Below are 26322 nucleotides of genomic sequence, written 5' to 3' on the forward strand. Positions count from 1 at the left end.
TCGCCCGACCTGAACCCGATCGAGATGGCGTTCTCGAAGCTCAAGGCGTTGCTGCGCAAGAGGGCCGCGCGAACGTTCGACGCCCTATGCCATGCAATCGGCGATATCTGTGACCTCTTCGACACAACACAATGCCGAAACTTTTTCAAGGCTGCCGGATATGAGGCCGATTAAGTGCGACACGCTTTAGACAACGGCCAGAAGGTGCAGCGCGAACCACAGCCACATCAGTATAACCGCGACGAAGCCGATGATGAAGATTGGCCGCCGGTAAAGCAGGCGATTGCTGGTCATGTGGACGTATGCATGCACATAGCGCGATGCGACGAACAGCCAGGCCAGAAGCAGCGCGACGTAGGATGCGCCGTTCGTGACATAGAGCGACAGGCAGACGACGTAGAACAGCACCGGCAGCTCGAACTGGCTCAAAATGTTGTTGGCAGCCGTCTCGCTGGCCTCCGGCTCGGCGTTTCGACGTTTGAACGTCCGCAAATCAGCCGCTCCGGATTTCACCGCCTGCATGCGGCGGGAATACATGACAAAATAGGCGATGAAGGTCAGCACGGCCTGTGCGATGACCGGCCAAAAGATCGCAGTCTGATTCAAGCGCCCTCTCCTGTGTGAAGCCTACTGCTCATACGCGGAAGACGCGTTCACGGACTTCAACGCTTCGGACGTCGCACTGCTACAAGGCAGCCCAGCACCAATAAGGGCACGGCCAGCAGCGCGTATTTGAGCATTCCCAGCATCGAAGCCAAAGCCAGCGTATCGGCATTGGCGCTGAGCGGATCGGACAGCACGCGGACAACAGCCGCGTTCTGGGCATAGTTGGCAACCGTATAGGGAAGAACCAGCGCAAGAGCCACGGTGGCGCGGCGGTTCGGCGATATCGCTTTGAAGGCTGCGACGTCATGGGCCGCATGCAGCAGAAGGCTGATCAGCGTCAACGACAAGAGCGCCGGAAACAACAGGTCGATGCTGAGATAGTGCCATACGAGAATGGCTTCCGCGCCGCGTGGGCCAAGGGCTGTGAGCCACTCGATACCCTGCTGCGGCGCAAAGCCGAAAGGCCGCCATGCAAGCGACGCGAGACCGCCGCTCAACGATTGAAAATAGAAGAACTCCAACAGGACCATAATGGCCAGGACGGCCAAAGTCGCCACGGTCAAAGGGCCGGCATGGCGCCAAAGCCGCGCAATCATGCCGGTTTGCCCTTGTCGAGGCCGTGCGAACGCACAATGCTCATCTTCTACTCAGCTATCCGAAACCAGCATTTGCCGGCACGGCACGCTGTGCCGTTGCACAGGGTTTACCACCCATCGCTTCCCAAATCCTAAACAGGACGGGCTGGCTGCTTAGCCGCCAACGGCAGCGGTTCTGAGGCGGCTTACATGCCGCCGGGATAATTGGGGCTTTCGCGGGTGATCGTCACGTCGTGCGCATGGCTTTCGCGCAGACCGGCATTGGAGATGCGCACGAAGGTAGCACGCTCGCGGAAATCAGCGAGGTCGCGGCCGCCGACATAGCCCATCGCGGCTTTCAGACCGCCGGCGAGTTGGTGCAGCACGCCCGAGACCGGCCCCTTGTAGGGTACCTGGCCTTCGATGCCCTCGGGCACGAGCTTGAGCGTGTCGCGCACCTCCGCCTGGAAGTAGCGGTCGGCTGAACCCCGCGCCATGGCGCCCACCGAGCCCATGCCGCGATAGGCCTTGAACGAGCGCCCCTGGTGCAAATAGACCTCGCCGGGGCTTTCCTCGGTGCCTGCCAGCAGCGAGCCGATCATCGCCGCACCCGCGCCTGCGGCGAGCGCCTTGGCCAGATCGCCGGAATATTTGATGCCGCCATCGGCAATAACGGTGACATCGGATTTCTGCGCGGCTTCCACCGCCGACATGATGGCGGAAAGCTGCGGCACGCCGACACCGGCGACGATGCGCGTGGTGCAGATCGAGCCCGGTCCGATGCCGACCTTGATGGCGTCCGCCCCCGCATCGATCAGCGCCTGGGCGCCCGCGGCAGTGGCGACGTTGCCGGCCATGATGCGCAGGGAGTTGGACAGCTTCTTCGCCCGGGTTACCGCGTCGAGGACACGCTGCGAATGGCCGTGGGCTGTGTCGATGACCAAAAGATCGACGCCGGCATCGATCAGACGCTCGGCGCGCTCGAACCCGTCATCGCCCACGCTGGTGGCGGCCGCGGCACGCAACCGGCCCTGCGCGTCCTTGGCGGCGTTGGGGTTGAGCTGCGACTTCTCCATGTCCTTGACGGTGATCAGCCCGACGCAGTTGCCGGCATTGTCGACGACCAGCAGCTTTTCGATGCGATGCTTGTGCAGAAGGCGCTTGGCCTCGTTCTGATCGACGTTTTCCTTCACCGTGATCAGGTTTTCCCTGGTCATCAGTTCGTAGACCTTCTGGGACGGATCGGAGGCGAAGCGCACGTCGCGGTTGGTCAGGATGCCGACAAGCTTGCCGTTGCGCTGTCCGCCCTTGCCACCGTTCTCGACGACCGGAATGCCGGAAATGCCATGCGAGCGCATCAAGGCATGCGCATCGGCCAGCGTCGCCTCCGGTCCGATGGTCACCGGATTGACGACCATGCCCGATTCGAACTTCTTGACCTGGCGGACCTGCTCGGCCTGCTCGGCAGGGGTGAAATTGCGGTGGATGACACCGATACCGCCGGCCTGCGCCATCGCAATGGCAAGCCGTGCTTCGGTCACTGTGTCCATAGCAGCCGAGATGATGGGCACGTTGAGTTCGATATCACCGGCGATGCGGGTTCGGATATCGACTTCGCCAGGCATCACTTCGGAATGACCGGGCTGCAAGAGCACGTCGTCAAAGGTGAGCGCCAATGCGCCGGTTACAGTTTCAATGATTTTCGCCATGGCCAGCCTCGAAATGCAAAAAGGGCGCTGCACTTGGGTCACAGCGCCGACTCTTCTTTTCCCTTTCAGGATTGGCGCTGGCTGGTAACACGTCTGACGCCCGTTGAAAAGCGCGGCATGACAGAGAAACTTCAGGTTTCGACTCAGCTTTGCCTCTTGTCAGCGCCTGATTTCTCGGCAAGGTTGCAGCGCAAAGAACCTTCGCCTTTCCGCCGGATTCCATGAACGCAACCTTCCAAGATCAGATGGCGCTCAGCCCAGCCGCGGCGCCCTCGTCGGTCACACGCGAGCCCTTCGCCTTTACCGGCACCGCCAGGGAATATTTCGGTATCTGGATCGTCAACGTGCTTCTGACGATCGTCACGCTCGGCATTTATTCGGCCTGGGCCAAGGTGCGGCGACAGCGCTATTTCTATGGCAATACACATCTGGCCGGCGGCACCTTTGAATATCACGCCAAGCCAATGCGCATCCTTGTCGGGCGTATCATCGTGCTGGTCCTGCTGGTGGCCTATAATGTGATCCTGACCGTCGCCTCGGTCTATGGCATCATCATCATCATCGTCGCGATCTTCGCAGTGCCATGGCTGATTATGCGCGGCCTGCGTTTCAGCGTCAGGGTAACGACCTACCGCAATGTGCGTTTCGACTTCACCGGCGGCTATTGGGGTGCCTTCCGTGCCTACATCCTCGGCGGCGCGCTGATTTATGGTACGCTCGGCTTCCTTGCCCCGCTCGCCTCGCAGTGGATCTGGAACTACATGCTGGGCAATCTGCGCTATGGCGACCGACCGATCAGCTGCGATCCCAGGCTCGAAAAGCTCTACGGGCAATGGTGGCTCCCGGCTATCGTCTTCGTGCTGGGCTCAATTGCCATGGTCGCCCTCGCCATCGCGGCCGCCTATCTTGCCGGCGCCTTCCTGCCCGAAGGAGTGTTGGACCGGCTCGATCCTGACAACGAGAATGGCTTCCCGATCTATGTTCTCGTCGGTCTGATCTATCTCGGCTTCATCCCACTCGCTTTGATGTACATGCTGAGCGCCCTGCTCTACCGCGCCGGCACACGAAACGTCGCCCTCAGCGAGACGGTGATCGACGGTCGCCATGCGCTTTCCTCACAGATCCATCGCGGGCGATTTGCGTGGATCTGGTTCTCCAACCTGTTCGTCACTGTAATGACACTGGGTCTTGCACGGCCATGGGCGGCGATCCGTATGGCGCGCTATCTTTCCGTCGTCACCTGGCTCGACACCACAGGCTCGCTCGACAGCTATGTCAGCGGCCTGCGCGCGGAAGGTGGGGCGACCGGTTCGGAGTTCCTCGACGTCGAAGGGTTCGACCTTGGCTTCTGAGACGCCGGCGCTGACCGGCCTGTGGCGCGAGGCCGGCCAGGCTCGGGCCAAGGAAGCGAGGCTGGAGGTCGACGAAGCCTTCATCGCAGCCGTACTCGACGCCGAAGCTCATACGCTTGCAACCGCTCCCTTGCGTGACGCGGATGTCTCGGCCCGCATCGGGTCGATTGCCCGCCGCGTCACCTTTCCCGACGGCTCGGTATTCGAAACCAAGGACAATGATGGCATCGACAGGCTGCTTCGAGGCGCAGGCAGCCGCACCGCCGGCGTAGTCAGTGGGCTCGAGCAGTTCCGACCCCGGCTCATTGCGTTCGTGCTATTAACCATCGTCTTCTGCGTGGCGATCTACCGCTACGCCGTGCCGGCACTGGTCGAGGTTGCGATTTGGGCGACGCCGCCGGCGGTGACAACAGCGATCAGCCAGAGCGTGATGGTCTCTCTCGACAATTCGGTCTTTGCCGAAAGCACCCTGCCGGAGGCGCGGCGGAAGGCTTTGTCCGACGGCTTTTCCCAGCTGAGCGCTCTGACGCCGCGTGGGGAGACGCAAACACCCGGGAGTCCCGCCTATACGCTCAATTTTCGACGTGGCGGTTCGATCGGCCCGAATGCCTTCGCCCTACCTGACGGCACGGTGGTACTGACCGACGAACTGGTCGAACTTGCCGGCAGCGACGACGAGATAGTGCTGGGCGTGCTCGCCCATGAAATCGGACATGTCGACCACGAGCACAGCCTTCGCCAACTCTACGAGGCCGCAGGCACCGCCGGGCTGATCATGCTGATCGGCGGCGACATCGGCGCTGGCACCGAGGATCTGCTGACGCAAGGCGCCGCCCTTGTGGCGCTGTCCCATTCGCGCGGCGCGGAGCGCGAAGCCGACCGCTTTAGTGTCGAATTGATGCACAAGGCCGGGCGCGACCCGGCGGCGGTGGCGCGGTTCTTCGAATTGCTGCAGAAAAAACTCGGCGATACCGGCAGCGATGACTTTCTGTCGACTCATCCCGCGACGCCGGAACGCATCGCTGAAACGCGGCGCTATGCAAAGGAAATTGAAGCGGCGGGGAAGTAGAAGACGGCTCCCTCAGCGGTTTCTAAAGGTTAGGCTTTGCTGTGGCGCGCCTGGGATGTGAAACGGCCATCTCCCCGGAGAGGGAAAATGGCCGCATCTTGTCCAGTTGTCTCAAATATCGAACTGGTAGCTCGCCGGCGTGTAGAAAAAGCCACCGTCGCGTTCGGTTACAAAGCCAACCGAAGGGAACGGCATGTGGTAGCCGATGAAGGGCACTTTGTCGGCGGCGATCATGCCAAAAACCTTGCGGCGCGTGGCGGCCGCAGCTTCCTTGTCCATGTCGAACCGCACCTGCCAATCGGGCTTCTGCAGCGAGACGACATAGTGGTTGGCGGTGTCGGCCGTGAGCACGAGCCGCTTGCCTGCCGACTCGACGTTGAAGACCATATGTCCGGGCGTATGGCCGGGTGCTGCGATGCCGGTGATGCCGCTGACGACGCTGCCATTGTCGCCGATGAAGGTGGCTTTCTCTGCCAGCGGCTTGATGTTGGCCGCAACCGCCTTGGCATTGCCTTCGGTCGGACCGGAGAGGCGGTCCGGGGCGGTCCAGAAATCATATTCGGTCTGGCCCATGACATAGCGGGCATTGGCGAAGGCCGGCGCACCATTCTCCATCAGGCCACCGATATGATCGCCATGCATGTGGGTGATGACGACGATGCTGACGTCCTCGGGCTTGTAGCCCGCCGCCTGCATGCGGCTCTTGAGCTTGCCAAGGCCATTGGCCTGGCCGGCGGCGCCGAAGCCTGTATCGAACAGCACGAGGTCATCGCCCGCCTTGATGAGAACGGGGGTGAACCCGTTGGCAAATTTGTCGGACGGCAGCATATTGGCTTCGAGCAGAGCCGCCACTTCAGCCGCCTCTTGATCCGAGCCGAAAGTAGGGTGCGGACCGTCGGCGACGCGAATACCGTCCTGAATGCTGATGACCTCGAAATCTCCGAGCTTGAACCGGTAAAAGCCCGGGTTCTCCTCAGTCGACGCTGCTGCCTGCGCATGAGATGTGCCGATTTTGATCTGTGACATCGCCACGCCCGCGGCACCCGCGAGCCCAAGCTTGAACGCACTGCGCCTATCCACCGTAACCATCGCCAATCCTTCTTGTTTTCCCAACTCGCAACTAATGTCGGGCAGCACAGCGAAAGGGCAAACACCAGCCGGTTCAAATATTGTTGAACGGGTGGAACCCGGTCCTCCTCGACACCTTAGTCGGCATCAACGATGTCTTGCGCACCATAGGACCGCCGGTGATTCCGTGATAACAAACGGCGCGCCTTGCCGTAGACTCATCAGCCGAAGTTTCGTGAACCGCACTATCCCTCTCATCCTCGCCGTCGCCCTGTTCATGGAGAACATGGATTCGACCGTGATCGCGACGTCGCTGCCGGCGATTGCTGCCGATATCGGCACGAGCCCGATTGCGCTTAAGCTGGCGCTGACCGCCTATCTCGTGTCGCTGGCAATCTTCATTCCGATCAGCGCCTGGATGGCCGACCGCTTCGGCGCCAAACGGGTGTTTCGCGGCGCGATCCTGGTCTTCATGGTCGGCTCGGTGCTGTGCGCGCTATCGGACTCGCTGCTGCAGTTCGTCGGAAGTCGATTCCTGCAGGGCGTCGGCGGCTCGATGATGACACCGATTGCTCGGCTGGTGCTGGTCCGCGCGACGGAACGGAGCCAGCTCGTTTCGGCGCTGGCCTGGCTGACGATCCCCGGCCTGATCGGTCCTTTGGCCGGCCCGCCGGTCGGCGGTTTCATCACCACCTATTTCTCCTGGCACTGGATCTTTCTCATCAATGTGCCCATTGGCTTTGCCGGCATCGTCCTGTCCGGCATCTTCCTGCCCCACATTCCCTCGGAGGGCGCCAACAAGCTCGACGTCAAGGGCCTGTTCCTGTCGGGCATCGCGGCGTCTGGCATCGTCTTCGGCCTCTCAGTGATCAGTCTGCCGGCCCTGCCGCCCATTGTCGGCATCCTCACGCTGGCATTGGGCGTCACAAGCGCAGCACTCTACGTCCGGCATGCCAAACGCACGCAATACCCGCTTCTGGAGCTAAAGCTGCTGCGCCGGCAAGTGTTTCGCGCTGCGATCGTCGGCGGCAATGTCTACCGGATCGGCGCAGGGGCCATTCCCTTCCTTCTGCCACTGATGCTGCAGCTTGGATTCGGCATGACACCGTTCCAGTCTGGCATGATCACCTTCGCGTCGGCAGGCGGCGCGCTCGCCATGAAGTTCATCGCACCACAGTTGCTGCGGTGGTTCGGTTTCCGCACCGTGCTGGCGAGCGCATCGGTGGTCAGCGCGTTCCTGATCGCGTTGAACGGGTTCTTTACCCCCGAAACACCCTATACGGTGATGATCGGCATCCTGTTTTGCGCCGGATTCCTGCGCTCGCTGTTCTTCACCTCCACCAATGCGCTGGTGTTTTCCGACATCGACACCAAGGAGACCGGCCAAGCGACCGCCATGGCTGCGGTGGCGCAGCAAACCTCGGTGGCTATCGGTGTCGCAGTGGGCGGCGGCGCGCTGGAGATGTTCGGGCTTTTGACCGGCCAAGGCATCAGCATGATCGCCTTCACCTATTCGTTCCTGACAATCGCGGCCATCACCGGGCTCTCGGTGTTCTGGTTCCTGTTTTTGCCGTCGGATGCCGGCAATACGATTTCCGGACACCGGTTGGCCGACCGCGCCGAGGAAGCGCCGGCGGAGTAACTACTCCCCGTCCTGTTCCCGATCCGTCTCGGGCTCGACATCGGCGTCTTCGATGCCCGGCTGCCTGCCCTTGAAATGTTTCGCCAGGAGATAGAGCTCGACCGATTCGTCGCGTGAGGCCGGCGGCTTGACGTGCTGCACGGTGCGGAAATGGCGCTTGAGCTGGCCCAAAAGCTCGTTTTCGGTTCCGCCCTGGAAGGTCTTGGTGAGGAAATGCCCACCCGGTTTGAGCACCGAAATTGCGAAATCGACCGCGACTTCGCACAAATGCATGGTGCGCAGATGGTCGGTGCGGCGGTGGCCGGTGGTTGGTGCGGCCATGTCCGACATGACGAAATCGGGCGGGCCGCCGAGCGCTTCGGCCAGTTTCGCGGGCGCCTCGTCGTCGAGAAAATCCATCGTCAGAATGACTGCGCCTGGCACGGCATCCATTTCGAGATAGTCGATGCCGACGACACGCGGCGCTTCCGCCGTCGACTTCACGCGAGCGACGGCGACCTGGCACCAGCCGCCGGGCGCGGCACCCAGATCGATGATCTTCATGCCGGGCTTGAGCAGCTTGTGCTTGTCGTCGATCTCGGTGAGCTTGTAGGCCGCGCGCGAGCGGTAGCCGTCGGCCTTGGACCGCTGGACATAGGGGTCGTTCATATGGCGTTCGAGCCAGCGGCGCGAGGATTCCTTGAGACCGCTCTTCTTCTTGATCTTGGTGCGCAGTACACGCGCCCCGCTGGTTGGCTTTTCCGGCTTCTTCATGTCTGAACCCTTTGACGGTCACGCCGCCAGACGCCGTCATCGGCCATCAATTCGCTCAAAATGCCCTCGCGCAAGCCACGGTCGGCCACGCGCAGCCGCGTTGACGGCCAGGTGACGCGAATGGCCTCGAGAATGGCGCAGCCCGCAAGCACCAGGTCGGCGCGGTCGGCGCCGATGCAGGGGCTTGCGACGCGCTCGTCGAAATTCCAGCCGCACAGCTTTGCCACCATCTTGTCGACATTGTCGCGGTCCATCCACAAACCGTCGACACGTCGACGGTCGTAGCGCTCAAGATCGAGATGCACGCCCGCCAGCGTCGTCACCGTTCCGGAGGTGCCGAGCAGGTGGAAATCCGGACCCGACACGAGATGCGAAAGCTTATCACGCCCCTCGAAAGCCTGCAGCCTTTGGGCGACATCGTCCACCATGGCGGCGAAAACTTCCGGCGTGACATCGCGGCCGCCATAGCGCTCGGCGAGCGAGACGACGCCGACCGGCAGGGAGGTCCACGAAACGATGTGATTGGCCAGACGCGGCGAACGCTGCAACGAGACGTCTATCAGCGCGATTTCGGAAGAACCGCCGCCAATGTCGAACAGCACGACCCCTTTGGTGCCGCGATCGACCAGCGAGCCGCAGCCGGAGACAGCCAAGCGGGCTTCGGTGCGGCGGTCGATGATTTCCAGGCGCAGGCCGGCTTCGCGCTCGACGCGGTCGATGAACTCGGCGCCGTTTTCAGCCGAGCGGCAAGCCTCGGTGGCGACCAGTCGGGCCTTGCGGATCTTGCGATTGCGCAGTTTTTCGCCGCATATCTTGAGCGCCTCGACGGCACGGTCCATCGCCGGCTGGCTGAGCCGGCCGCTGGCCGAAAGCCCTTCGCCCAGCCGGACGATTCGCGAGAAAGCATCGATGACGCGAAACTGGCCAGGCCGGCTCGGTACCGCTACCAACAGCCGGCAATTGTTGGTGCCAAGGTCGAGCGCAGCGAAAACCGGCAGTTCGAAACGGTCATCAGAATAAGCGGGCTTGATTTCCGGCCTTGCATCTCGCGACACCGCCGAGCGTTCAACCGCCGCGACAGGCGCGGCAGCAGCGGAGGGGGACAGGCGCTCGGATGCTGCACCATTGGCGAAGACCTTTCGGCCGCGCCTACGCTTGCGCCGCTTCTTCTGCTTCAGCGGGTCTGTGACGGCTTGAGCCGGTGCCGGAGCACCGGGCTGAGACGCGGACTTTCTTCTGCGGCGCTGGCGAGAGCCGACGCGCGGCGGCGCCTGCTCTGCAGCCGTAACGCCCGCACCCGGCGCGCTGGCGCCGGACTTGCGGTGTCTCACCTTCTTATTCCTTCCGACGCCGCGCGAACCTTTCGGACGCCGCAGGCGCATTATCGTTCCATGTTGAGGACAGAGTAGCAGCGGCAGCGGAAATCACCAAGACCCGAGTCGGACCCAATCGAAATTCCTGCGGGTCTATGCGCACGGAAGTTTTCACATTGTAACAGGCCGGGTTGAACCGAACGCCGCGATGGGGCATTTCTACTGCGGGGACAATGCGTCGGGAGATGAACTCCCGCCGGAAACAGGTTTGGGAACGGACACTTCACGAGCGCATGAAGATAAAGGATTATATCTGGCCGGTGATCGGCCTGGGAGCAGTCGCACTTTCGGTCTGGCTGCTCTATCACGAGTGGCGCGGGCTTTCGCTCGATGACGTCTGGGACAGCTTAACCTCCATTCCGCTGCACGCCTGGCTGCTTTCGGCCCTCGCCTCCATTGCCGCCTATGCAGCCCTGGCCGGCTACGACCACATCGCGCTGCTGCATCTGGGCCGGCGAATCTCCTGGGTCTTCGTTACGATCTGCTCATTCACGACCTACGCGCTGGCTCACAATATCGGCGGCTCGGTCCTGTCCGGGGCCGTGATCCGCTATCGCGCCTATGGCAGCAAGGGCCTGACCGGACAGGAAGTCGGCGTTCTGGTAGCGTTGTGCTCGCTGACTTTCCTGATTTCGACGATCCTCGTCTCGGCGGTGGTGCTGCTGCTGGTCCCCGACATGCTCAGCCGCTTCATCGAAGGCACGCATGCGATGATGTCGGTCGGGCTCGGCCTTCTGGGTTTGACCCTTGTCGGACTCTACGTCCTGGGCAGCTGGATCGGCCTGAGACCGCTCAACATAGGCAGCTTCCGCCTGCAATACCCTGCCCTGCCGATCGTTGCGCGCCAGTTGATCGTCGGGCCGCTGGAGCTTCTGGCGGCAGGCGCGATCATCTATTTCGCGCTGCCGGCGGAAAACAACCCCGGCTACATCATGGTGCTCGGCATCTTCCTGGTTTCGTTTTCGGCAGCATTGATATCGCATGCACCGGGCGGTCTCGGCGTCTTGGAAATCGTGTTTCTGCTCGGCCTTTCCGACATGGATCCCAATGCCGTGATCGCCGCGCTGCTCGTCTTCCGGCTGTTTTATCTGATCGTGCCGTTCATTCTGGGACTCATCGCCGTGATCGGCTTCGAGCGGTCGCAATGGTGGCGGCGCGGCAAATCGCCTGAACCGGTGCCGTTGGACAAGGCACTCTGAAATCGCGAAAATCTCTTTCCGGCACGCGTGGATAGCGATCACATAACCGTGCCTGGAACTATACGCCGTGTCGCTGGTTCGGATGAGAGTATCAATCGTCCGAATCGGAGAAACCTCATGTCCTTCAAGAGCCTGACTGCTTGCCTGCTGCTCGCCCTGCCCGCGCCCGCGCTTGCGCAGGAAACCGCCAAGGCCAATTTCATCAACATGTCGGGCGAGAAAAACGGTGAGGCGACGCTGACGCAAACGCCGGGCGGTGTCCTGATCGAATTGTCCATAAGTGGTCTCCCTGCGGGACAGTGGGTTGCTTTCCACGTCCATCAAACCGGGGTCTGCGACCACACGACTGCCCATGATTCGGCGGGCGGGCACTTCAACCCGACCAATGCCGAGCACGGCTATCTCGCCGCCAACGGTCCACATGCTGGCGATATGCCCAACCAGCACGTCGGAGCGGACGGCAAGCTTGAGGCGCAGGTGTTCAACCCCATGGTGACGCTGGACGACGGCGACAACGCCATTCGCGGCAAGGCGCTGATGATCCATGGCGGCAAGGACGACTACAAGACCCAGCCGACCGGCGACGCCGGCAACCGGCAGGCCTGCGCGGTGATCGAATAAGAGGAAGGACGCCGTGCCGAAATCATTCGACAAGGGCGACAAGGTGGCCTGGGACACGAGCCAGGGCGAGACGAAGGGCAAGGTTGTGCGCAAGCAGACCTCGCGCACCAGCATCAAGGGTCATACGGTCGCGGCATCGACAGACGATCCGCAATATATTGTGGAGAGTGAGAAGTCCGGAAAGCGCGCGGCGCACAAGCCGGACGAGCTGCGCAAAGCAAAATAGAAAAAGCTCAATGAAATCAAGTGGCTGGGGAACCTGGATTCGAACCAGGACTAACGGAGTCAGAGTCCGTGGGTCTACCGTTAACCTATTCCCCAAAAGCCTTTAAGAACAAGACTTTGACGGTAGTGCAAAAGTGCTTACGCGTCTTCTGCCAATGGAGCCAAAGCCCCGTCTCGTTTCGGAGGCCGTCATACCAGATTGCCCGACAGGCGCAAGACCAATCGTGGCGGGTTTTGCATTTTCCTGTCTGAGAGAGCCGGACAAAGGTGCCGGCTTCGCATCTCCGGTTCGAAACCGCATACTGTGCCCAGCCTTCTTCGAGCTCATCCACGGAGCGGCGCAGCCGGCCAAAGCGCCGCGTTGCGCGGTGAGAGAATACAGTGACCGTCCGCTCAATCGGCGGCGGCCTTATAGTCGCGGAAGCGCGCGGCTGCCTCCGTCCGGTTGCTGGTCCCGAGTTTGCTGATGATGTTATGGAGATGGATCTTTACGGTGTGTTCGGACAGGCTGAACTGCGTTGCGATCATCTTGTTCTGCATGCCGCGCGAAACGAGTTCGAGGATTTCGAGCTCCCGTCGCGTGAGGTCGCTGACCTGCATGGGCCGCGAGAAGGCGCTCTCCCCAAACTGGCGATCCTGCATGCCCTCGGAACTGCCCAACGCCGCCTTTTTGACGTAGTAGCGCAGGAGCTTCGAGGAGAAATACTCCCCGCCCGACAGCATGAAGCGAACGATGGAAATCATGATCCCTGCCTTGAGATTGGCGGGAAGCACGCTGCGCACCAAGCGCGATGCGAACACTTTCGGCACGAAGCTGTCAGGCGACTGATCCCTCGGTTCCAGCAGCGCGACCATCGCATCGGGATGAAAGCTGGACAACCTCAAGGAGGCCGTCTCGGCTGCCCTGAGCAACTTGAAATCTATAATGATCAGTCCGACGGGAAACTCGAATGCCCGGCAAGCCGCCCCAAGGTCGTTGATCTTGAGAACGACTACCCCTGGGATGGAGGCTGCGAGCAAGGATGCTATGCCATCTATATCTGTCCCCGAACTGGTTAATATGAGTATCGTGCGAACAAGCTGTTGCGGTATGCTCTCGTCGCCGACCGGTCTCGATCTAGTCTCTGCCAAGGTCAAATCAACCTCCGTGATTTGGCGCACGGACGACTGGTACAGCACTCGCCGAAGCATGCGCATCATAGGTGCCGCCGCGCCGCGCTTGCGACTGCGCAATGGTGGTATCGACGACTCTTTAGGGCGAATTTTCTGCACACCGGGGAGCGAGGTGCCTATCCAAACGGCGTGCCAGCCTATTCCATAGACTGAATGCGCCCGCTTGCGACTGCTGCACACGGATTCCGGAAGCCCGGCGCAGGCATTGGCTGCGATTCTTTGAACCTGCGTCAGACGTGCGGTGCGTAAGCTGCGAGGCACGGAGGCACACAATCGCTGCCCATTTCGGCGGTGGGGATGGTGGCCGCATACATCGTTTGAATGAAGCATTCTGCCAGGTCGTCATCTTATCAAGCATCCGGCAAAGCGGCACATTGCAATCGGGCGGCTATCTAGCTCTTGCCGGTTCTCGCCCACGCGATCACCACTGCCGGCGGTGCAACCGCCCATGCAACAGCTCGAACGGAGCCATCGATGACACGGTATCGCCTCACCACGACGGAAAGACTCGCGCGGCTGCTTCTCGTGGGCGCTGTCGTTGCAGGCAGTGTCTGTATGGCAGGTCCGGCACTGAGCGCCTCTGACCGGATAGCGCCACAGACACGGTTGCGCGTGACCGTGCTGCAATGGATGCCGATCAAGGGCGCCTATGAACAGTGGGCCGCATTGGGCGGAGAGTTCACCGTGTCGGACGCCGGCACGCTGGTGCTGCCCGTGGTCGGGCCTATCGACGTCGGTACGTTCGACAGCAGCGGACTCGCAAACGAGATCGCCGCACGCCTGCAGAAAAAGACGGGACTCGTCACCAGGCCGGATACAACGGTGGAAATCGTCGAGTATCCGCCGATCTACATCGTCGGCGACGTTACGGCACCCGGCGAATACCGCTACCGCACCGGGCTGACCGTCCTGAAGGCGGTGGCGCTGGGCGGTGGCGAACTGCGCGGCTCCGAACAGCGCTCGAAGGACGAAATCCAGCTCGTAGGCGAGCTCCAGGGCATCGAGATCGACCTGCTCCGAACCAAGGTGCGCCTCGCGCGTCTCGAAGCGGAGCGCAGTGGCGCGCAACAGATCGACTTTCCCCCTTCGCTGACCGGCACGGCGCCGGCCGACAAGGTCAACCAGATCACGGCGCAGGAACGGATCATCTTTTCGTCGCGAGCCAATGAGATCGAGCGCCAGACCAAGTCGCTCGCCGAGCTGCGCGACCTGTTAAACGCCGAGATCGGCGTGCTGGAAGAAAAGATCAAGGCCGCGGAAGTCAGCATCAAGACGGCGGAGGCCGACCTCGGCAACATCAAGACCTTGGTCGAAAAAGGTATCGCGCTGGCTTCGCGGCAGTCCGATCTGGAACGCAGCCTGGCGAGCTACCGCGCCGAACGGCTCGACCAGATCACGGCCATCATGCGGGCGCGGCAGAACATCAGCGAAGCGACCCGTAATCTCGAGGGTCTGCGCGATCGGCAGCAAACCGAGATCGCCGCACAGATGCAGGCCGAACAAGCCAACCTGGAAAAGCTGAACCTGAACAGGGAGGTCACGCAGAAGCTCCTGCTCGACCTTTTGGCCTCCAGCCGCAAAACGGCGGCAAATGACGAAGAGGCCCAGACCACCTATACGATCACACGCCCGCAGGGCCCGGCGCAAAGCGTGTTCGACGCCTCCGATTCCACGGTTTTGCTGCCCGGCGACGTGGTCAAGGTGGTGTCGAGCCTGCCGCCGGAAGCGCTGATGTCGTCAGGTGCGGCGAAGCCGGAGCAGCGGCCGGCGTCTGCGAATACCGTCACGCAATGACCGGCAACGGCAAGAACGGGGCTTTCGCGTCATGACGGTCCAGCCGGTGGATGATGGTCGCGATATTCCGGCAAGGGCCTCGCGCGGCAGCCAGTCCTACACGCAGATCCTGAAATCCACCGCCGTGATCGGCGGGTCGTCGGTCATCACCATCGGCTTCGCCATTCTGCGCAACAAAGCTATGGCGCTGCTCCTGGGGCCGGAAGGCGTCGGCCTGATCGGGCTTTACACCTCGATCGCCGATTTCGCGCAGACGCTTGCAAGCATGGGCATCCAGGCAAGCGGCGTACGCCAGATCGCCGAAGCCGCCGGCACTGAGGACGAAGCGCGTATCGCGAAGACCGCAACCACCTTGCGGCGCGTGTCCTTCATCCTCGGCTTGGTAGGCGCACTCCTGCTCGCGCTGTTCGCGTTTCCCATTGCCACTCTCACCTTTGGCAACCACACGCACGCCGCAGGCGTCGTGCTGTTGTCGGCGGCCGTTTTCTTTCGCGTGGTCTCTGCCGGCCAGACGGCGCTGATCCAGGGGATGCGGCGCATTTCAGACCTCGCGTCACTGAACATATTGGCTGCGCTGTTCAGCACCGTCGTGGGGATTCCGCTGATCTATCTTTTCGGGGCGGAAGGCATCGTGCCATCGCTGGTGCTGATGGCGGTGATTTCGACCGGTACGAGTTGGTGGTATGCCCGGAAGGTCAGGCTTGCCCCCTCCCCGGTCGGCGCACGAGAAACGGTCTCCGAAGCCAACGCGCTTCTGAAGATGGGCGTCGTCTTCATGGCGAGCGGTCTGCTGACGGTGGGAGCCGCCTATGCGATCCGGATCATCGTTTTGCAGCAGGAGGGATTTGCCGCGGCAGGTCTCTATCAAGCCGCCTGGGCGCTGGGCGGGCTTTACGCCGGCTTCATCCTGCAGGCGATGGGTACGGATTTCTATCCGAGGCTGACGGCGGCGGCCCATGACGATGCCGAGTGCAACCGCCTGGTCAACGAGCAGATCCAGGTCAGCATCCTTCTCGCCGGGCCTGGCGTGGTCGGTACGTTGACTTTGGCGCCACTGGTGATGACGGCTTTCTACTCCTCCGCGTTCCAACCTGCGGTCGACCTTCTGCGCTGGATCTGCCTTGGCATGATGCTGCGCGCCGTGGCCTGGCCGATGGGCTTCATCGTGCTCGCCAAGGGCGCGCGGCAGATCTTCTTCTGGACGGAGGTTGCGGCGGCGGCCGTTCATGTCGGCCTGGTTTGGCTGCTCATTGGCCCCTTCGGCCTTCCGGGGGCGGCAATGGCCTTTTTCGGCCTCTATATCTGGCACGGCACGGTGATCTATCTTCTAGTACGCAGGCTGAGCGGCTTCCGCTGGTCTCGGTTCAACCTGCGCCTCGCACTCATCTTCGTGCCGGCCGCAAGCATGGTGTTCGGCGGATTCATGGTCTTGCCATTCTGGAGCGCGACCGCCCTGGGTCTCGCCCTGAGCACGGCGACGGGATTGTATGCTCTGAGGGAACTTGCGCGGTTGCTTCCGCCCGATACGTTTCCCGCGGCAATCAGGCCATGGATGGCGCGATTGATGTGAGGCTGGCTGAGCGGATCGCCTCGGAAGGCTGCGCTTTCGACGATTGACCCCCACCCCTGATCCCTCCCCACAGGGGGGGGGGAAACGCCTGCACCAACGTTTGTTTTAAGGTTCTGCCGTTGCGCGTCATGCTGCGCAAAAGTCCCCCTCCCACTTGTGGGGAGGAGGTAGGAGTGGGGTATATTCGATGTGCTACTGCGCGGCGGCGTGCATGACCGGGGTGCTGCCGAGGCATGCGTGCAGCGCGTCGACGACCTGGGAAATATCGTCCTCGGCCATCTGGGTAAAAAGAGGCAGGATGATCGAGCCGCACTGGGCGTGCTCACTGCGTACGAGGCTTGACCCCTGCCTGAAGGATGTCGGGTCGCCATAGGCGGCTTCGAGATGGCTGTTCATAATGCCGCGCCGGGTGGAAACGCCCCGGTCGAGCAAATCCTGCATGACCTGGCGCTGGTCGCAATCGGCCGGAAGCGTGAGGCAGTAGCTCTGCCAGTTGCTGCGCGCCCAGTCCGGCTCGGCCGGGGTTTCGACACCAGGGATTTCCTGGAGCCTTGCGGTGTATTCGGCTGCGATCTGCCGTCGGCGGGCGATGATGGCGGGCAGCTTCTGCAACTGCTCTCGGCCGATGGCGGCCTGGAGATCGGTCAGGCGATAGTTGTAGCCGATTTCCGGATAGCTTTCGTAGATGACCTTGGCGGAGCTGTGGCGCACTGTGTCGGCCACGCTCATGCCATGCTGGCGCCAGAGCCTGAACTCGCGGTCGTATTCAGGATTTGCGGTGGTCAGCATGCCGCCATCGCCGGTGGTGACCACCTTACGCGGGTGAAAGGAGAAGCATGCAATGTCGCCATGCGGCTTGCCGATCTTTTCCCAGCGTCCATCCCAGAGGATTTCACTGCCGATAGCGCAGGCCGCGTCCTCGATGACCGGAATTGAATGGCGCCTGCCGATTTCGACGATGGTCTTGAGATCGCAGGGCATGCCGAGTTGGTGGACGCAGAGGATGGCCTTGGTCTTCGTCGTGATCGCTTGCTCGACCAAGGCCGGATCGATGTTGAAACCCTGGGCTTCGATGTCGACGAAGACAGGCGTAGCGGCGCAATAGCGGATGGCGTTGGCCGTGGCGATAAAGGAATGGCTGGCGGTGATGACCTCGTCGCCGGGGCTGACGCCCAGCGCCAACAGCGCCAGGTGCAGCGCCGTGGTACAGTTCGAAACCGCGCAGGCGTAGGGCGCGCCGACAAGGTCGGCGAACTCGGACTCGAAGGCGGCTACCTCCGGCCCTTGCGTGACCCAGCCTGACAGGACGACGCGGCTGACGGCGGAGACCTCGCGTCCATCGAGGACGGGCCTGGCGACGGGTACGGTTTTCAACGAAGTGCTCATTCTGCCGCCGCCTGAACCGGCGCGCGTTCGCGGCGCCACCAGTTGACGAGATCGCGAAGGCCATCCTCTAGCCGGATCCTGGCCTCGAAGCCCAGCATCACTCTGGCTTTGCGCGTGTCGGCCAGGCGTCGCGTGACGCCATTGACGGCCCGCGCCGGTAGGAAGACGGGCTCCATGGGTGTGCCCATGACCTTGCCCAGCATGAAAGCAAGATCGCGCAGGCTGGTTTCGGTTCCGCTGGCGACATTGAAGACCTCGTCGGTAACGTCCGATTTGGCCGCCAGGACATTGGCGCGGGCGATGTCGTGGACATGGACGAAATCCATCGTCTGCAGTCCGTCGCCATAGATGATCGGCGCTTCGCCGACGGCAAGACGCTCCATCCAACGGATCAGCACTTCCGTGTAGACGCCATGGATATCCATGCGTGGGCCGTAGACATTGAAATAGCGCAGCGCGACATAGTTCAGGCCGTACATATCGGCGAAGGAGCGCAACAGCCCTTCGTTGAAGGTCTTGGCCGCACCATAGATGGTGCGGTTGTGATAGGGATGGTGCTCTTCGGTCGTGGGGAAGGTGTCGGCCAACCCGAGTACCGAGGCCGACGAAGCGGCCACGACCTTGGAGACCTTGGCGTTCACCGCCGCCTCAAGAACGTCGAATGTGCCGCCGACCAGCACGTCGAAAGCCAGGCGGGGGTCTTCCGCGCATTGGGTGATGCGAATGGCGGCCTGATGGAAAACGGTGTCAACGCCGGCAAACAGGCGCGCCAGCAAGGCCCGGTCACGGATGTCTCCCTCGACGACCGTCAGCGGGAACTTGTCCATGGCGTCACGCAGGTTTTCGCGGCGGCCACGGACGAAATTGTCGAGAATGATGATCTGACGCGGCCGCTCCCCGGCGACCAGTTCGGCGATTTGCGATCCGATGAGGCCCGCGCCGCCAGTGATCAGAATGCGCTTGTCTTGCATGAAATTGCCCTCCTCATGACGGGGTCATCCGCGTCACATCAGCATCCGTTCGCCAGCGCAGGAATCTTGCTGGCACACCCGCCACGATCGAAAACGGCGCGACATCTTCCGTGACCACCGCACCTGCGCCAATAATGGCGCCCTTGCCGACCGTGACTCCGGGAAGAATGGTGGCGTTGGTGCCGATGTCAGCCCATGCCTCGATCCGCACCGGCTTGATTTCGAGATCCGTGCGCACGATCGGCACGTCGACGGGACTGCCGCTGTGGGCCGACCCAAGGATCTTGGCGCCCGGGCCCCAGCCGACGAAGTCCTCCATGACCAGGTCGCGGGCATCGAGAAATGCCTGCGGTCCGATCCAGACATTGTTGCCGATGACGCAGGTGCCGTCGTACCGGCCCTGGATGTAGGCCTGCGCGCCGATGAAGACGCGGTTGCCGATATCGAACGTTTCGGGATGCTTGAACCCGGCAGCACCTGCCACCTGAAGCCCCGCGCCGCAGCGTCTCGCAAGCGCGCGCCAGATAGCCCGGCGCATCATGGTATCGAGCGGCCCGTCGCCGGCAGCGAAACGTGCGTGCAACTCGACAAGCCCGCCGATGCCATAGGTGGCTCTGAGCATTTCGGATAGCCCGAGCTCATAGTCGGGATCCTCAGCCAACCCGGCGCGCCCGTGGACGGCGGCGACGATGCGGGTTTTGCCGTTGGTGCTGCTAAGCATAGGCTTTTTGCTCCACAGCGGCGGCAACGCTCTCGACCTGGCGCGGCGTCATTTCCGGGTAGATCGGCAGCGACAGCACCTCGCTGGCGGCCGCTTCCGAAACCGGGAAATCGCCCCGCTTGTAGCCAAGGTCGATATGTGCTGCCTGGAGATGCACCGGAATGGGGTAATGCAGGTTGGTCTGCACGCCGCCTTCCTGCAACGTCCGCTGCAGGCTGTCGCGGTCCGGCGTTCGAACCGCATAGACGTGATAGACGTGCCTGCGCCCTGTGACTTCAGCCGGCACGGTGACGCGGCGCGAGTGGCCAAGAAGCCGCGTATAGTGCCCGCCATGTTCGCGCCGGGCTTCCGTCCAGCTTTCGAGATGGCGCAGCTTCACCCGCAACACCGCGCCCTGGATGGCATCCATGCGGTAGTTGAAGCCTTTCAGGAGATGGTGGTAACGCCGTTCCTGGCCCCAATCGCGCAGCATGCGGATTTTTTCCATCTGGCGGTCGTCATTGGTGACGGCGATGCCGCCCTCCCCGCAGGCGCCGAGATTCTTGCCCGGATAAAAGCTGAAACAGCCGCTGGCGCCCATGCTGCCGGCGCGTTTGCCGCGATACTCAGCGCCATGTGCCTGGCAAGCATCTTCGATGACACGAATGCCGTGCCGCGCGGCTATTTCGAGAATCGGATCCATGTCGGCCATCTGGCCATAGAGGTGAACGGGCATGATCGCCCGCGTCCTGGGCGTGATCGCCGCTTCGAGCTGGGCGGGGTCCATGGTCATGGTGACCGGCTCGATATCGACGAAAACCGGCGTCGCACCGGTATAGCAGATGGCGGACACGGTGGCGACGAAGGTGAAGGGCACGGTGATGACCTCGTCGCCTGGGCCGACGCCTGCGGCAAGCAGGGCGAGATGCAGGGCGCTGGTGCCGGTGTTGAGGGCTATCGCATGCTTGACGCCGCAATAGGCCGCGAATTCGCGCTCGAAGGCTTCGACCTCCGGTCCCAGCACGTAATGCGCCGAGGCAAGCACGTTCAGCACCGCCGCGTCGACCTCGGCCTTGATGCCGGCATATTGCGCCTTGAGATCGAGAAAGGGGATCATGCCACGCGCCTCATCTGTTCGAGTTCGACCAGCCGCCCGCGCTGGGACAGCGACAGGCTGGCGGCTTCCAGAATGCGAACGACACGCAAGCCGGCCTGGCCGTCGGCGATCGGCGTCTCGTTGTGTTCGATGCATTTGACGAATTCGCGCAATTCCAGCCCGAGGGCTTCGGCAACATCGAGATGCGGCGCCCACATGTCGCCTGTGCGGTAGCCGACAAGCGCCTGATAGACCTTGTCGCCCTTGGCGGTTGCAGAGTCTCCGAGGGTGATGCCCTTGTCGTAGACCTTGATCTTTTCGCTGGGCTCGAGATCGTCATAGACGATCATCTTCCGGCTGCCGCCGATCAATGTTCGCCGCACCTTGACCGGCGCGAGCCAGTTGACGTGGATGTGGGCGATCATGTTGTTGTCGAAGAGCAGGTTGAGATAGGCGATGTTTTCGGGCTCGCCCGGCACATGGCTCATGCCGGTGGCCGACACTGCGACGGGGCGCGACGGCAGCACGAAATCCATGATCGACAGGTCGTGCACCGCCAGATCCCAGATGACGCTGATGTCGTGCTGGAACAGGCCGAGATTCACCCGCACCGAGTCGTAGTAGTAGATTTCGCCGAGCCCGCCAGTGACGAGTTCGCGCATCTTCCGCACGGCGCCGGTGTGAACGAAAGTATGGTCGACGGCCAGCACCAAACGGCGCTTGGCCGCCTCGTCAACCAGGCGCTCAGCTTCCTCGGCGGAGGCTGCTATCGGCTTTTCGACAAAGACATGCTTGCCGGCCATGAGGGCGCTCATCGCGATGCGGAAATGGCTGCTGACCGGGGTGGCGATGGCGATGGCGTCAATGGCTGGATTGCGCAGCACCTCGTCGAGGTCGTCGGTGATCGACACGCCGGGATAACGCGCCTGCACGGTCTTGAGTTTGTCGCGGTCGAGGTCGCAGACAGTGACAAGGCGCGCGCCGGGCACCTCGGCGAAGTTGCGGACGAGGTTGGGGCCCCAATAACCATAGCCGACAACGGCGATTCCGATCATCGTACGCTCTCCAGGACGTGGATTTTGTGAGGTGCGTCTTTTGCCCGGCCGACGATGACGGCAGGTACGCCGCTGACCACTGCGTAATCCGGGACGCTCCGGGTGACCACCGCCCCGGCGCCGACGAGGGCGCCCTCGCCGATGGTGATGCCCGGCATGATGGTGGCATTGCTGCCAATGGAGGCGCGGTCGCCGACGATCGTCGGGATAACCGCCCAGTCGTCGTCGGTCTGCAACTGCCCATCGGCGGTGACTGCGCGCGGGTGGCGGTCGTTGGTGAACATGACGCCATGGCCGACGAACACGCCGTCGCCCAGCGTCACGCCCTCGCAAATGAAGGAATGGCTGGACACCTTGCAGTTCCTGCCGATGAAGGCATTCTTCTGGACCTCAACGAAGGTGCCGATCCGGGTGCCCGGGCCGATGCTGCATCCGTAGAGGTTGACCAGATCCGGATGGTGGACGACCACGCCCTCACCCAGGACGACATTCGAGGCAATCATTCCGCAAACCCCCAATCGGCCCCGGCATTGCCTTCTACACGTCGGCGCTGACGCCGTTGCATGGTGGACTTGAAGCCGGGAGTTGACGGCAAGCTGAGAGCTTTTCCCGTGCCGAGTAAAGCAAAGCAAACGCGGTAAGCCGCCCGCCGAAAGGCTTAGACATGGGAGGCCTTAGGGATAGATCGGACGATATAGATCGTGCCCCTGCGGAGGCGGCATCACCCAAAAAATACGGTCTGCCTGCTGCCCCTACCCCGGGCCAACCTCTTAAGCCTAAAGTTCGGAGCGCGGCGCATTGGTCTATGACTTTCTCGAACACAATCGATGCACTGCCGGAGCCCGAGCCCGGCGAAGTCCCGGAGCAGGCCGACGATGAACGTGATGCCGCGCGCCGTAAGGCAGCCCAAACTGATGATTGCGACCCGTGTCTTCGGCGCGGCCGGCCAACCCTGGATGTGGCGGCAGGTCGTGGGCTTTCAGGGCTTTCGCAAGGAGATCGTCTATTGGGAACGACAGAACGCCGACACCCAGCCGACACCCGACGTGCGCGAGCATCTCATACCGGGAAAGCTTGCGCCCTATCACAATGACGGCCGCTGGCTTTACCGCTCACGCGCGATCTTCAACGGCAGCTTCTATGCCGCCATCGGCGACGAGCGGATGCGGCTGCGGGAGCTGTTCCGGCGTGACCGGCCGGATGTGATGCTGTGCAATTTCGGCGACATCGCCATGCGGCTTCTGCCCACCGCTGGTGAAGCCGGCATTCCTGTGGTTGCCTATTTCCACGGCGATTTTTCCTTCATCGCGAATCGCTGGTATCGCTGGAGCCTTTACCGCTGCATCGACGACTTCGCCGCCGTGGTGGTGGTCACTCATGCGGAGAGGGACTGGCTCATTCAGCACGGCATGCCAGCCGACAAAATCCATTACATTCCCTGCGGCGCGCCGACCGATATCTTTCAGCCCATCCCCGAAAAACCCGACGACCTCCTGCGTTTCGTGATGGTTTCGCGGCTTTCGGAGGAGAAGGGCTGCGACGTTTCCATCACTGCCTTTGCGCGGGTCGCAGCAAAGCACCCAAAGGCGCGGCTGAGCATCTTCGGCGACGGGGTGGAACGCGACGCCCTGAAGGCCTTGGTCGACAAGCTCGGCATAAGGGGCAGAGTGACCTTCCACGGCTTCATCGACGAAGCCAGGCTTGCCGAACAGCTTCCCAAACACGACGTGTTCATCCAGCACTCGCGGATCAAAGAGGGATCGCCCGTGTCGATCATCGAGGCGATGGCTTGCGGCCTGCCAGTCGTGGCGACGCGGATCGGCGGCATAGCCGATCAGGTCGTTCCCGGCGAAACAGGCTTCCTGCTTAGCCCCGGCGACCTGGACGGCATGGCAACCTCGATGCAACGGCTGGCCTCGGATGCTTCGTTGCGCCGGTCGATGGGTGGCGCAGCCAGAAACCGCGCCGTCACCCATCACGATGCAGCCACCCAGACGCAAAAGCTCGGACGCCTTTTGATGGAGGTCGCCCTTGCCGAAAAGGCCCGGCCCGGAGTGCCGGCATGAAGAGCACCGTTCAGGTCGTCATTCCCTGCTACAATTACGGCCGGTATCTGCGCCAATGTGTTGGCAGCGCTCTATCGCAGGAGGGCGTTGACGTGCGCGTGCTGGTGATTGACGACCAGTCGTCGGACGATACGCCCGAGGTTTGCCGCGAGCTGGCGGAACGGGATGCGCGAGTCACATTCATCCGCCATATCCAGAACAAGGGGCATATCGCTACCTACAATGAGGGTATCGAGCAGGCCGAAGGCGACTATTTCGTGCTGCTCTCGGCAGACGACCTGCTGACGCCCGGCTGCCTTTCGCGCGCCACGGCGCTGATGAACTTCCATCCCTCGGTCGGCCTGACCTATGGCTATGCGATGCCGGTCTATGGCGACGATCTTCCCCCTGCCCGCACCGAGGATACCGGCTGGAGCCTCTGGCGAGGCCAGGACTGGATCGCAAGCACATGCAGCGCGGGGCGAAATTTCATCCTCTGCCCCGAGGTGGTGATGCGCATGGGCATCCAGCAACGGCTTGGCGGCTACAAGGCGTCTCTGCCGCATTCCGCCGATATGGAACTGTGGCTGCGGGTAGCCGCCATTTCCGACATCGGGCGCGTCAATGGCTCCGACCAGGCCTATTACCGGGTCCATGCCCAGAACATGCACCGAACCGTTTATTCCGGTTTCCTGTTCGACCTGAAGGCGCGGCGTGACGCGTTTGTCTCCGCCTTTTCAGCCGAGGCCGGCGAGGTTCCCGGCGCAGCCTATCTTCTCGAAACCGCGCAGCGAAGCCTGGCAATGACGGCGCTGCGCCACGCCTGCCAGTTGATCGACACCGGCAAGGCTACCCCCGACGGGGTAGGCGAGTACGGTGACTTTGCCCGCGAGCTCTATCCCGATATTGTATCGAGCCGGGCATGGCGTCGGCTGGATAGCCTCGCCGGCGAGAAACGCGGCGCGCTTTCCACCCTGCTCGGGCATGGCCATGCCCAGATCCGGCGCCAGCAGGATCGGTTGGCCTGGCGCAAATGGTGTCGCACCGGGGTCTGCTGAGACCATGATACTGCTTAAAATCAGGAAGCCGAAGCGTAGACCGCCTGCTCATGTGCGGTCGTCAGACCGAGCATTTCGGCATAGAGGCCGGTGACATCCTCGCGCTCACGCTTAGGTGCATATTCGGCATGGATAAACTCTGACGCCTTGCGTCCACGATCCCTGCACCACATCGCATCTTCGTGGTCGTGCACGACCGCCGCCTCGATCTCGTGGACGAAACCGAGCACGTCTCCGGCCGCCACGGTGGCGCTGAAGTCAGGCTTGAAGAACTCCCGCCCGCCAAAGCCATGGTGACCGATAACGTAATTGCCGCAAGCCATCGCTTCGGCGGCGGGCAGGCCGAACCCCTCCTGATAGGTGAAGGCCAGGAAGATGCGCGTTTCGCGCAGTCTTTCGGCGACGGCGGCATGGCTGAGCCGGTCGAGCGCGCAAAGCTCCCAACCGTCGAGCGCGCCGCGCCCGTTCAGCATCTCAAACACCTGCCGGGCATCGTCGCGGCCGCGACGCGGCATATAGGCGATGCGCCGAGGCGCAGGATCTATTCCACGCCTGAAAACAAGCGGATCGATGCTCAAGTGAATGCGATGAATCAAGCAGCCCGGAAACAGGCAACGCAGCATGTCGCGGTTGTGATCGGAGACGGTGACGACGCCGACCAAATCAGGATTGTAACCGTGCGAAGACGGAAACGGCGTGGTTGCCCGCTGCCAGGTGAGATGGCTGTTCTGGTTGAAAATGACATGCCGCGTGCCGGAAGGCAGCCGCTTCAGCAGCTCCGCTTCGAGTTCGGAGACGACCAACAGGTCGCCTTCCGAAATTGTGGCATGGCCCACATCGACGATCTTGGTTTCATGCTCGAACCAGGTACAGCGGAAGCCGGGCTTCTGGTGCAGCACCCGGGCGTTTATGCCTGCTGCGTTGAGAATGTCGACATGCCGGTAAATCACACGAATGCCGCCGGCGGGACTGTCGAAGTCCGGCGTCAGGAAATAGACGGTTGGCGTCGAGCTCCGCGAACCATGAACGATACTGGCGACAAGCCTGCCGCGCTGGCGATGTTCGGCATTGTCCGACAGCTTTCGATACAGCGCGCGCATGCGCCGGGCGGCGGCAGCGAGACTGATGGGTTCATGCCCTGAGATGGAAGCCATAGCGGTGCCGAGCGTTCGAGGTGCCGGAGTCCCAAGTCGTTGTCGGCAAGAGCGTCCCATGACCACCGGGGGGGTCGCAAGGGGTAGGAACCTCCCACAAAATGAGGACAGGCATGGCCCAACGGTCA

The 26322-nt window shown here is 62.3% G+C and carries 24 protein-coding genes, 1 tRNA gene and 1 pseudogene; 11 read left to right on the forward strand and 15 right to left on the reverse strand.

The window, feature by feature from the left end; genetic code table 11:
• Positions 1–174: pseudogene (locus ICI42_RS13305) on the forward strand (IS630 family transposase); the annotation flags it as partial.
• Between the two features lie 12 nt (positions 175–186).
• Here ICI42_RS13305 and ICI42_RS13310 read toward each other — a convergent pair.
• The 3 genes from ICI42_RS13310 to guaB form a co-directional block, all read right to left on the reverse strand.
• Positions 187–606, reverse strand: a complete 420-nt coding sequence (locus ICI42_RS13310) for an MAPEG family protein (RefSeq protein ID WP_188165091.1) — start codon at positions 604–606, stop codon at positions 187–189.
• A 56-nt stretch (positions 607–662) separates the two neighbouring features.
• Positions 663–1202, reverse strand: a complete 540-nt coding sequence (locus ICI42_RS13315) for a hypothetical protein (RefSeq protein ID WP_188165092.1) — start codon at positions 1200–1202, stop codon at positions 663–665.
• A gap of 185 nt (positions 1203–1387) precedes the next feature.
• Positions 1388–2890: an IMP dehydrogenase gene (gene guaB / locus ICI42_RS13320; RefSeq protein ID WP_188165093.1), complete on the reverse strand. Its 1503-nt coding sequence runs from the start codon at positions 2888–2890 to the stop codon at positions 1388–1390.
• Between the two features lie 221 nt (positions 2891–3111).
• On the opposite strand from guaB, the gene ICI42_RS13325 reads away from it, so the two are divergent.
• Complete coding sequence (locus ICI42_RS13325) at positions 3112–4242, forward strand: YjgN family protein (protein WP_230980347.1); 1131 nt, start codon at positions 3112–3114, stop codon at positions 4240–4242.
• Positions 4232–5311: a M48 family metallopeptidase gene (locus ICI42_RS13330; RefSeq protein WP_230980348.1), complete on the forward strand. Its 1080-nt coding sequence runs from the start codon at positions 4232–4234 to the stop codon at positions 5309–5311. Before ICI42_RS13325 ends, ICI42_RS13330 begins: the two co-directional genes overlap by 11 nt.
• 111 nt (positions 5312–5422) lie before the next feature.
• Here ICI42_RS13330 and ICI42_RS13335 read toward each other — a convergent pair whose 3' ends face one another.
• On the reverse strand, positions 5423–6400 hold the full coding sequence (locus ICI42_RS13335) for an MBL fold metallo-hydrolase (protein WP_188165095.1): 978 nt from the start codon (positions 6398–6400) through the stop codon (positions 5423–5425).
• A 214-nt stretch (positions 6401–6614) separates the two neighbouring features.
• Here ICI42_RS13335 and ICI42_RS13340 point away from each other — a divergent pair, with 214 nt between their 5' ends.
• Entirely contained in the window at positions 6615–8021 is a 1407-nt protein-coding gene (locus ICI42_RS13340; RefSeq protein WP_188165096.1) for an MFS transporter, read from the forward strand.
• On the opposite strand, the gene ICI42_RS13345 is transcribed toward ICI42_RS13340, so the two are convergent.
• Positions 8022–8774: an RlmE family RNA methyltransferase gene (locus tag ICI42_RS13345; RefSeq protein WP_188165097.1), complete on the reverse strand. Its 753-nt coding sequence runs from the start codon at positions 8772–8774 to the stop codon at positions 8022–8024. It lies immediately after the preceding gene.
• A complete protein-coding gene (locus ICI42_RS13350; protein WP_230980349.1) occupies positions 8771–10156 on the reverse strand; it encodes a Ppx/GppA phosphatase family protein in 1386 nt (461 codons plus the stop codon). Before ICI42_RS13350 ends, ICI42_RS13345 begins: the two co-directional genes overlap by 4 nt.
• 224 nt (positions 10157–10380) lie before the next feature.
• Between ICI42_RS13350 and ICI42_RS13355 the strand changes: the two genes are divergently transcribed.
• From ICI42_RS13355 to ICI42_RS13365, 3 genes are all read left to right on the forward strand, one after another.
• Positions 10381–11346, forward strand: coding sequence for a lysylphosphatidylglycerol synthase domain-containing protein (locus tag ICI42_RS13355; protein ID WP_188165099.1), 966 nt, complete (start codon positions 10381–10383; stop codon positions 11344–11346).
• Positions 11347–11463: 117 nt separating this feature from the next.
• Positions 11464–11967, forward strand: a complete 504-nt coding sequence (locus tag ICI42_RS13360; protein WP_188165100.1) for a superoxide dismutase family protein — start codon at positions 11464–11466, stop codon at positions 11965–11967.
• A gap of 13 nt (positions 11968–11980) precedes the next feature.
• A complete protein-coding gene (locus ICI42_RS13365; RefSeq protein ID WP_188165101.1) occupies positions 11981–12193 on the forward strand; it encodes a hypervirulence associated TUDOR domain-containing protein in 213 nt (70 codons plus the stop codon).
• Between the two features lie 21 nt (positions 12194–12214).
• On the opposite strand, the gene ICI42_RS13370 is transcribed toward ICI42_RS13365, so the two are convergent.
• A tRNA-Gln gene (locus ICI42_RS13370) sits at positions 12215–12288 on the reverse strand.
• Between the two features lie 297 nt (positions 12289–12585).
• A complete protein-coding gene (locus ICI42_RS23680; RefSeq protein WP_230980350.1) occupies positions 12586–13077 on the reverse strand; it encodes a helix-turn-helix transcriptional regulator in 492 nt (163 codons plus the stop codon).
• A 762-nt stretch (positions 13078–13839) separates the two neighbouring features.
• Between ICI42_RS23680 and ICI42_RS13380 the strand changes: the two genes are divergently transcribed.
• On the forward strand, positions 13840–15159 hold the full coding sequence (locus ICI42_RS13380; RefSeq protein WP_188165102.1) for a polysaccharide biosynthesis/export family protein: 1320 nt from the start codon (positions 13840–13842) through the stop codon (positions 15157–15159).
• A 31-nt stretch (positions 15160–15190) separates the two neighbouring features.
• A complete protein-coding gene (locus ICI42_RS13385; protein ID WP_188165103.1) occupies positions 15191–16729 on the forward strand; it encodes an O-antigen translocase in 1539 nt (512 codons plus the stop codon).
• Between the two features lie 192 nt (positions 16730–16921).
• On the opposite strand, the gene ICI42_RS13390 is transcribed toward ICI42_RS13385, so the two are convergent.
• The 6 genes from ICI42_RS13390 to ICI42_RS13415 are packed head-to-tail and all read right to left on the reverse strand — an operon-like array spanning position 16922 to position 22440.
• Positions 16922–18115, reverse strand: a complete 1194-nt coding sequence (locus tag ICI42_RS13390; RefSeq protein ID WP_188165104.1) for a DegT/DnrJ/EryC1/StrS family aminotransferase — start codon at positions 18113–18115, stop codon at positions 16922–16924.
• The gene (locus tag ICI42_RS13395) at positions 18112–19086 is read right to left on the reverse strand and encodes an NAD-dependent epimerase/dehydratase family protein (protein WP_188165105.1); all 975 of its coding nucleotides are present in this window, start codon (positions 19084–19086) and stop codon (positions 18112–18114) included. Before ICI42_RS13395 ends, ICI42_RS13390 begins: the two co-directional genes overlap by 4 nt.
• Positions 19087–19099: 13 nt before the next feature.
• Positions 19100–19807, reverse strand: coding sequence for an acyltransferase (locus ICI42_RS13400; RefSeq protein WP_188165106.1), 708 nt, complete (start codon positions 19805–19807; stop codon positions 19100–19102).
• Entirely contained in the window at positions 19800–20903 is a 1104-nt protein-coding gene (locus tag ICI42_RS13405; protein ID WP_188165107.1) for a DegT/DnrJ/EryC1/StrS family aminotransferase, read from the reverse strand. The genes ICI42_RS13400 and ICI42_RS13405 overlap by 8 nt, the downstream gene beginning before the upstream one ends.
• Positions 20900–21937, reverse strand: a complete 1038-nt coding sequence (locus ICI42_RS13410; RefSeq protein ID WP_188165108.1) for a Gfo/Idh/MocA family protein — start codon at positions 21935–21937, stop codon at positions 20900–20902. Before ICI42_RS13410 ends, ICI42_RS13405 begins: the two co-directional genes overlap by 4 nt.
• The gene (locus ICI42_RS13415; RefSeq protein WP_188165109.1) at positions 21934–22440 is read right to left on the reverse strand and encodes an acyltransferase; all 507 of its coding nucleotides are present in this window, start codon (positions 22438–22440) and stop codon (positions 21934–21936) included. The genes ICI42_RS13410 and ICI42_RS13415 overlap by 4 nt, the downstream gene beginning before the upstream one ends.
• A 372-nt stretch (positions 22441–22812) precedes the next feature.
• On the opposite strand from ICI42_RS13415, the gene ICI42_RS13420 reads away from it, so the two are divergent.
• Together ICI42_RS13420 and ICI42_RS13425 are read left to right on the forward strand one after the other, a co-directional pair.
• On the forward strand, positions 22813–24003 hold the full coding sequence (locus ICI42_RS13420; RefSeq protein ID WP_188165110.1) for a glycosyltransferase family 4 protein: 1191 nt from the start codon (positions 22813–22815) through the stop codon (positions 24001–24003).
• A complete protein-coding gene (locus ICI42_RS13425; RefSeq protein ID WP_188165111.1) occupies positions 24000–25040 on the forward strand; it encodes a glycosyltransferase in 1041 nt (346 codons plus the stop codon). The genes ICI42_RS13420 and ICI42_RS13425 overlap by 4 nt, the downstream gene beginning before the upstream one ends.
• Positions 25041–25060: 20 nt before the next feature.
• On the opposite strand, the gene ICI42_RS13430 is transcribed toward ICI42_RS13425, so the two are convergent.
• Positions 25061–26194: a glycosyltransferase gene (locus ICI42_RS13430; RefSeq protein ID WP_230980351.1), complete on the reverse strand. Its 1134-nt coding sequence runs from the start codon at positions 26192–26194 to the stop codon at positions 25061–25063.
• Between the last annotated feature and the right edge of the window lie 128 nt (positions 26195–26322).

It is taken from the genome of Oryzicola mucosus (assembly GCF_014534685.1).
GTDB lineage: Bacteria > Pseudomonadota > Alphaproteobacteria > Rhizobiales > Rhizobiaceae > Oryzicola > Oryzicola mucosus.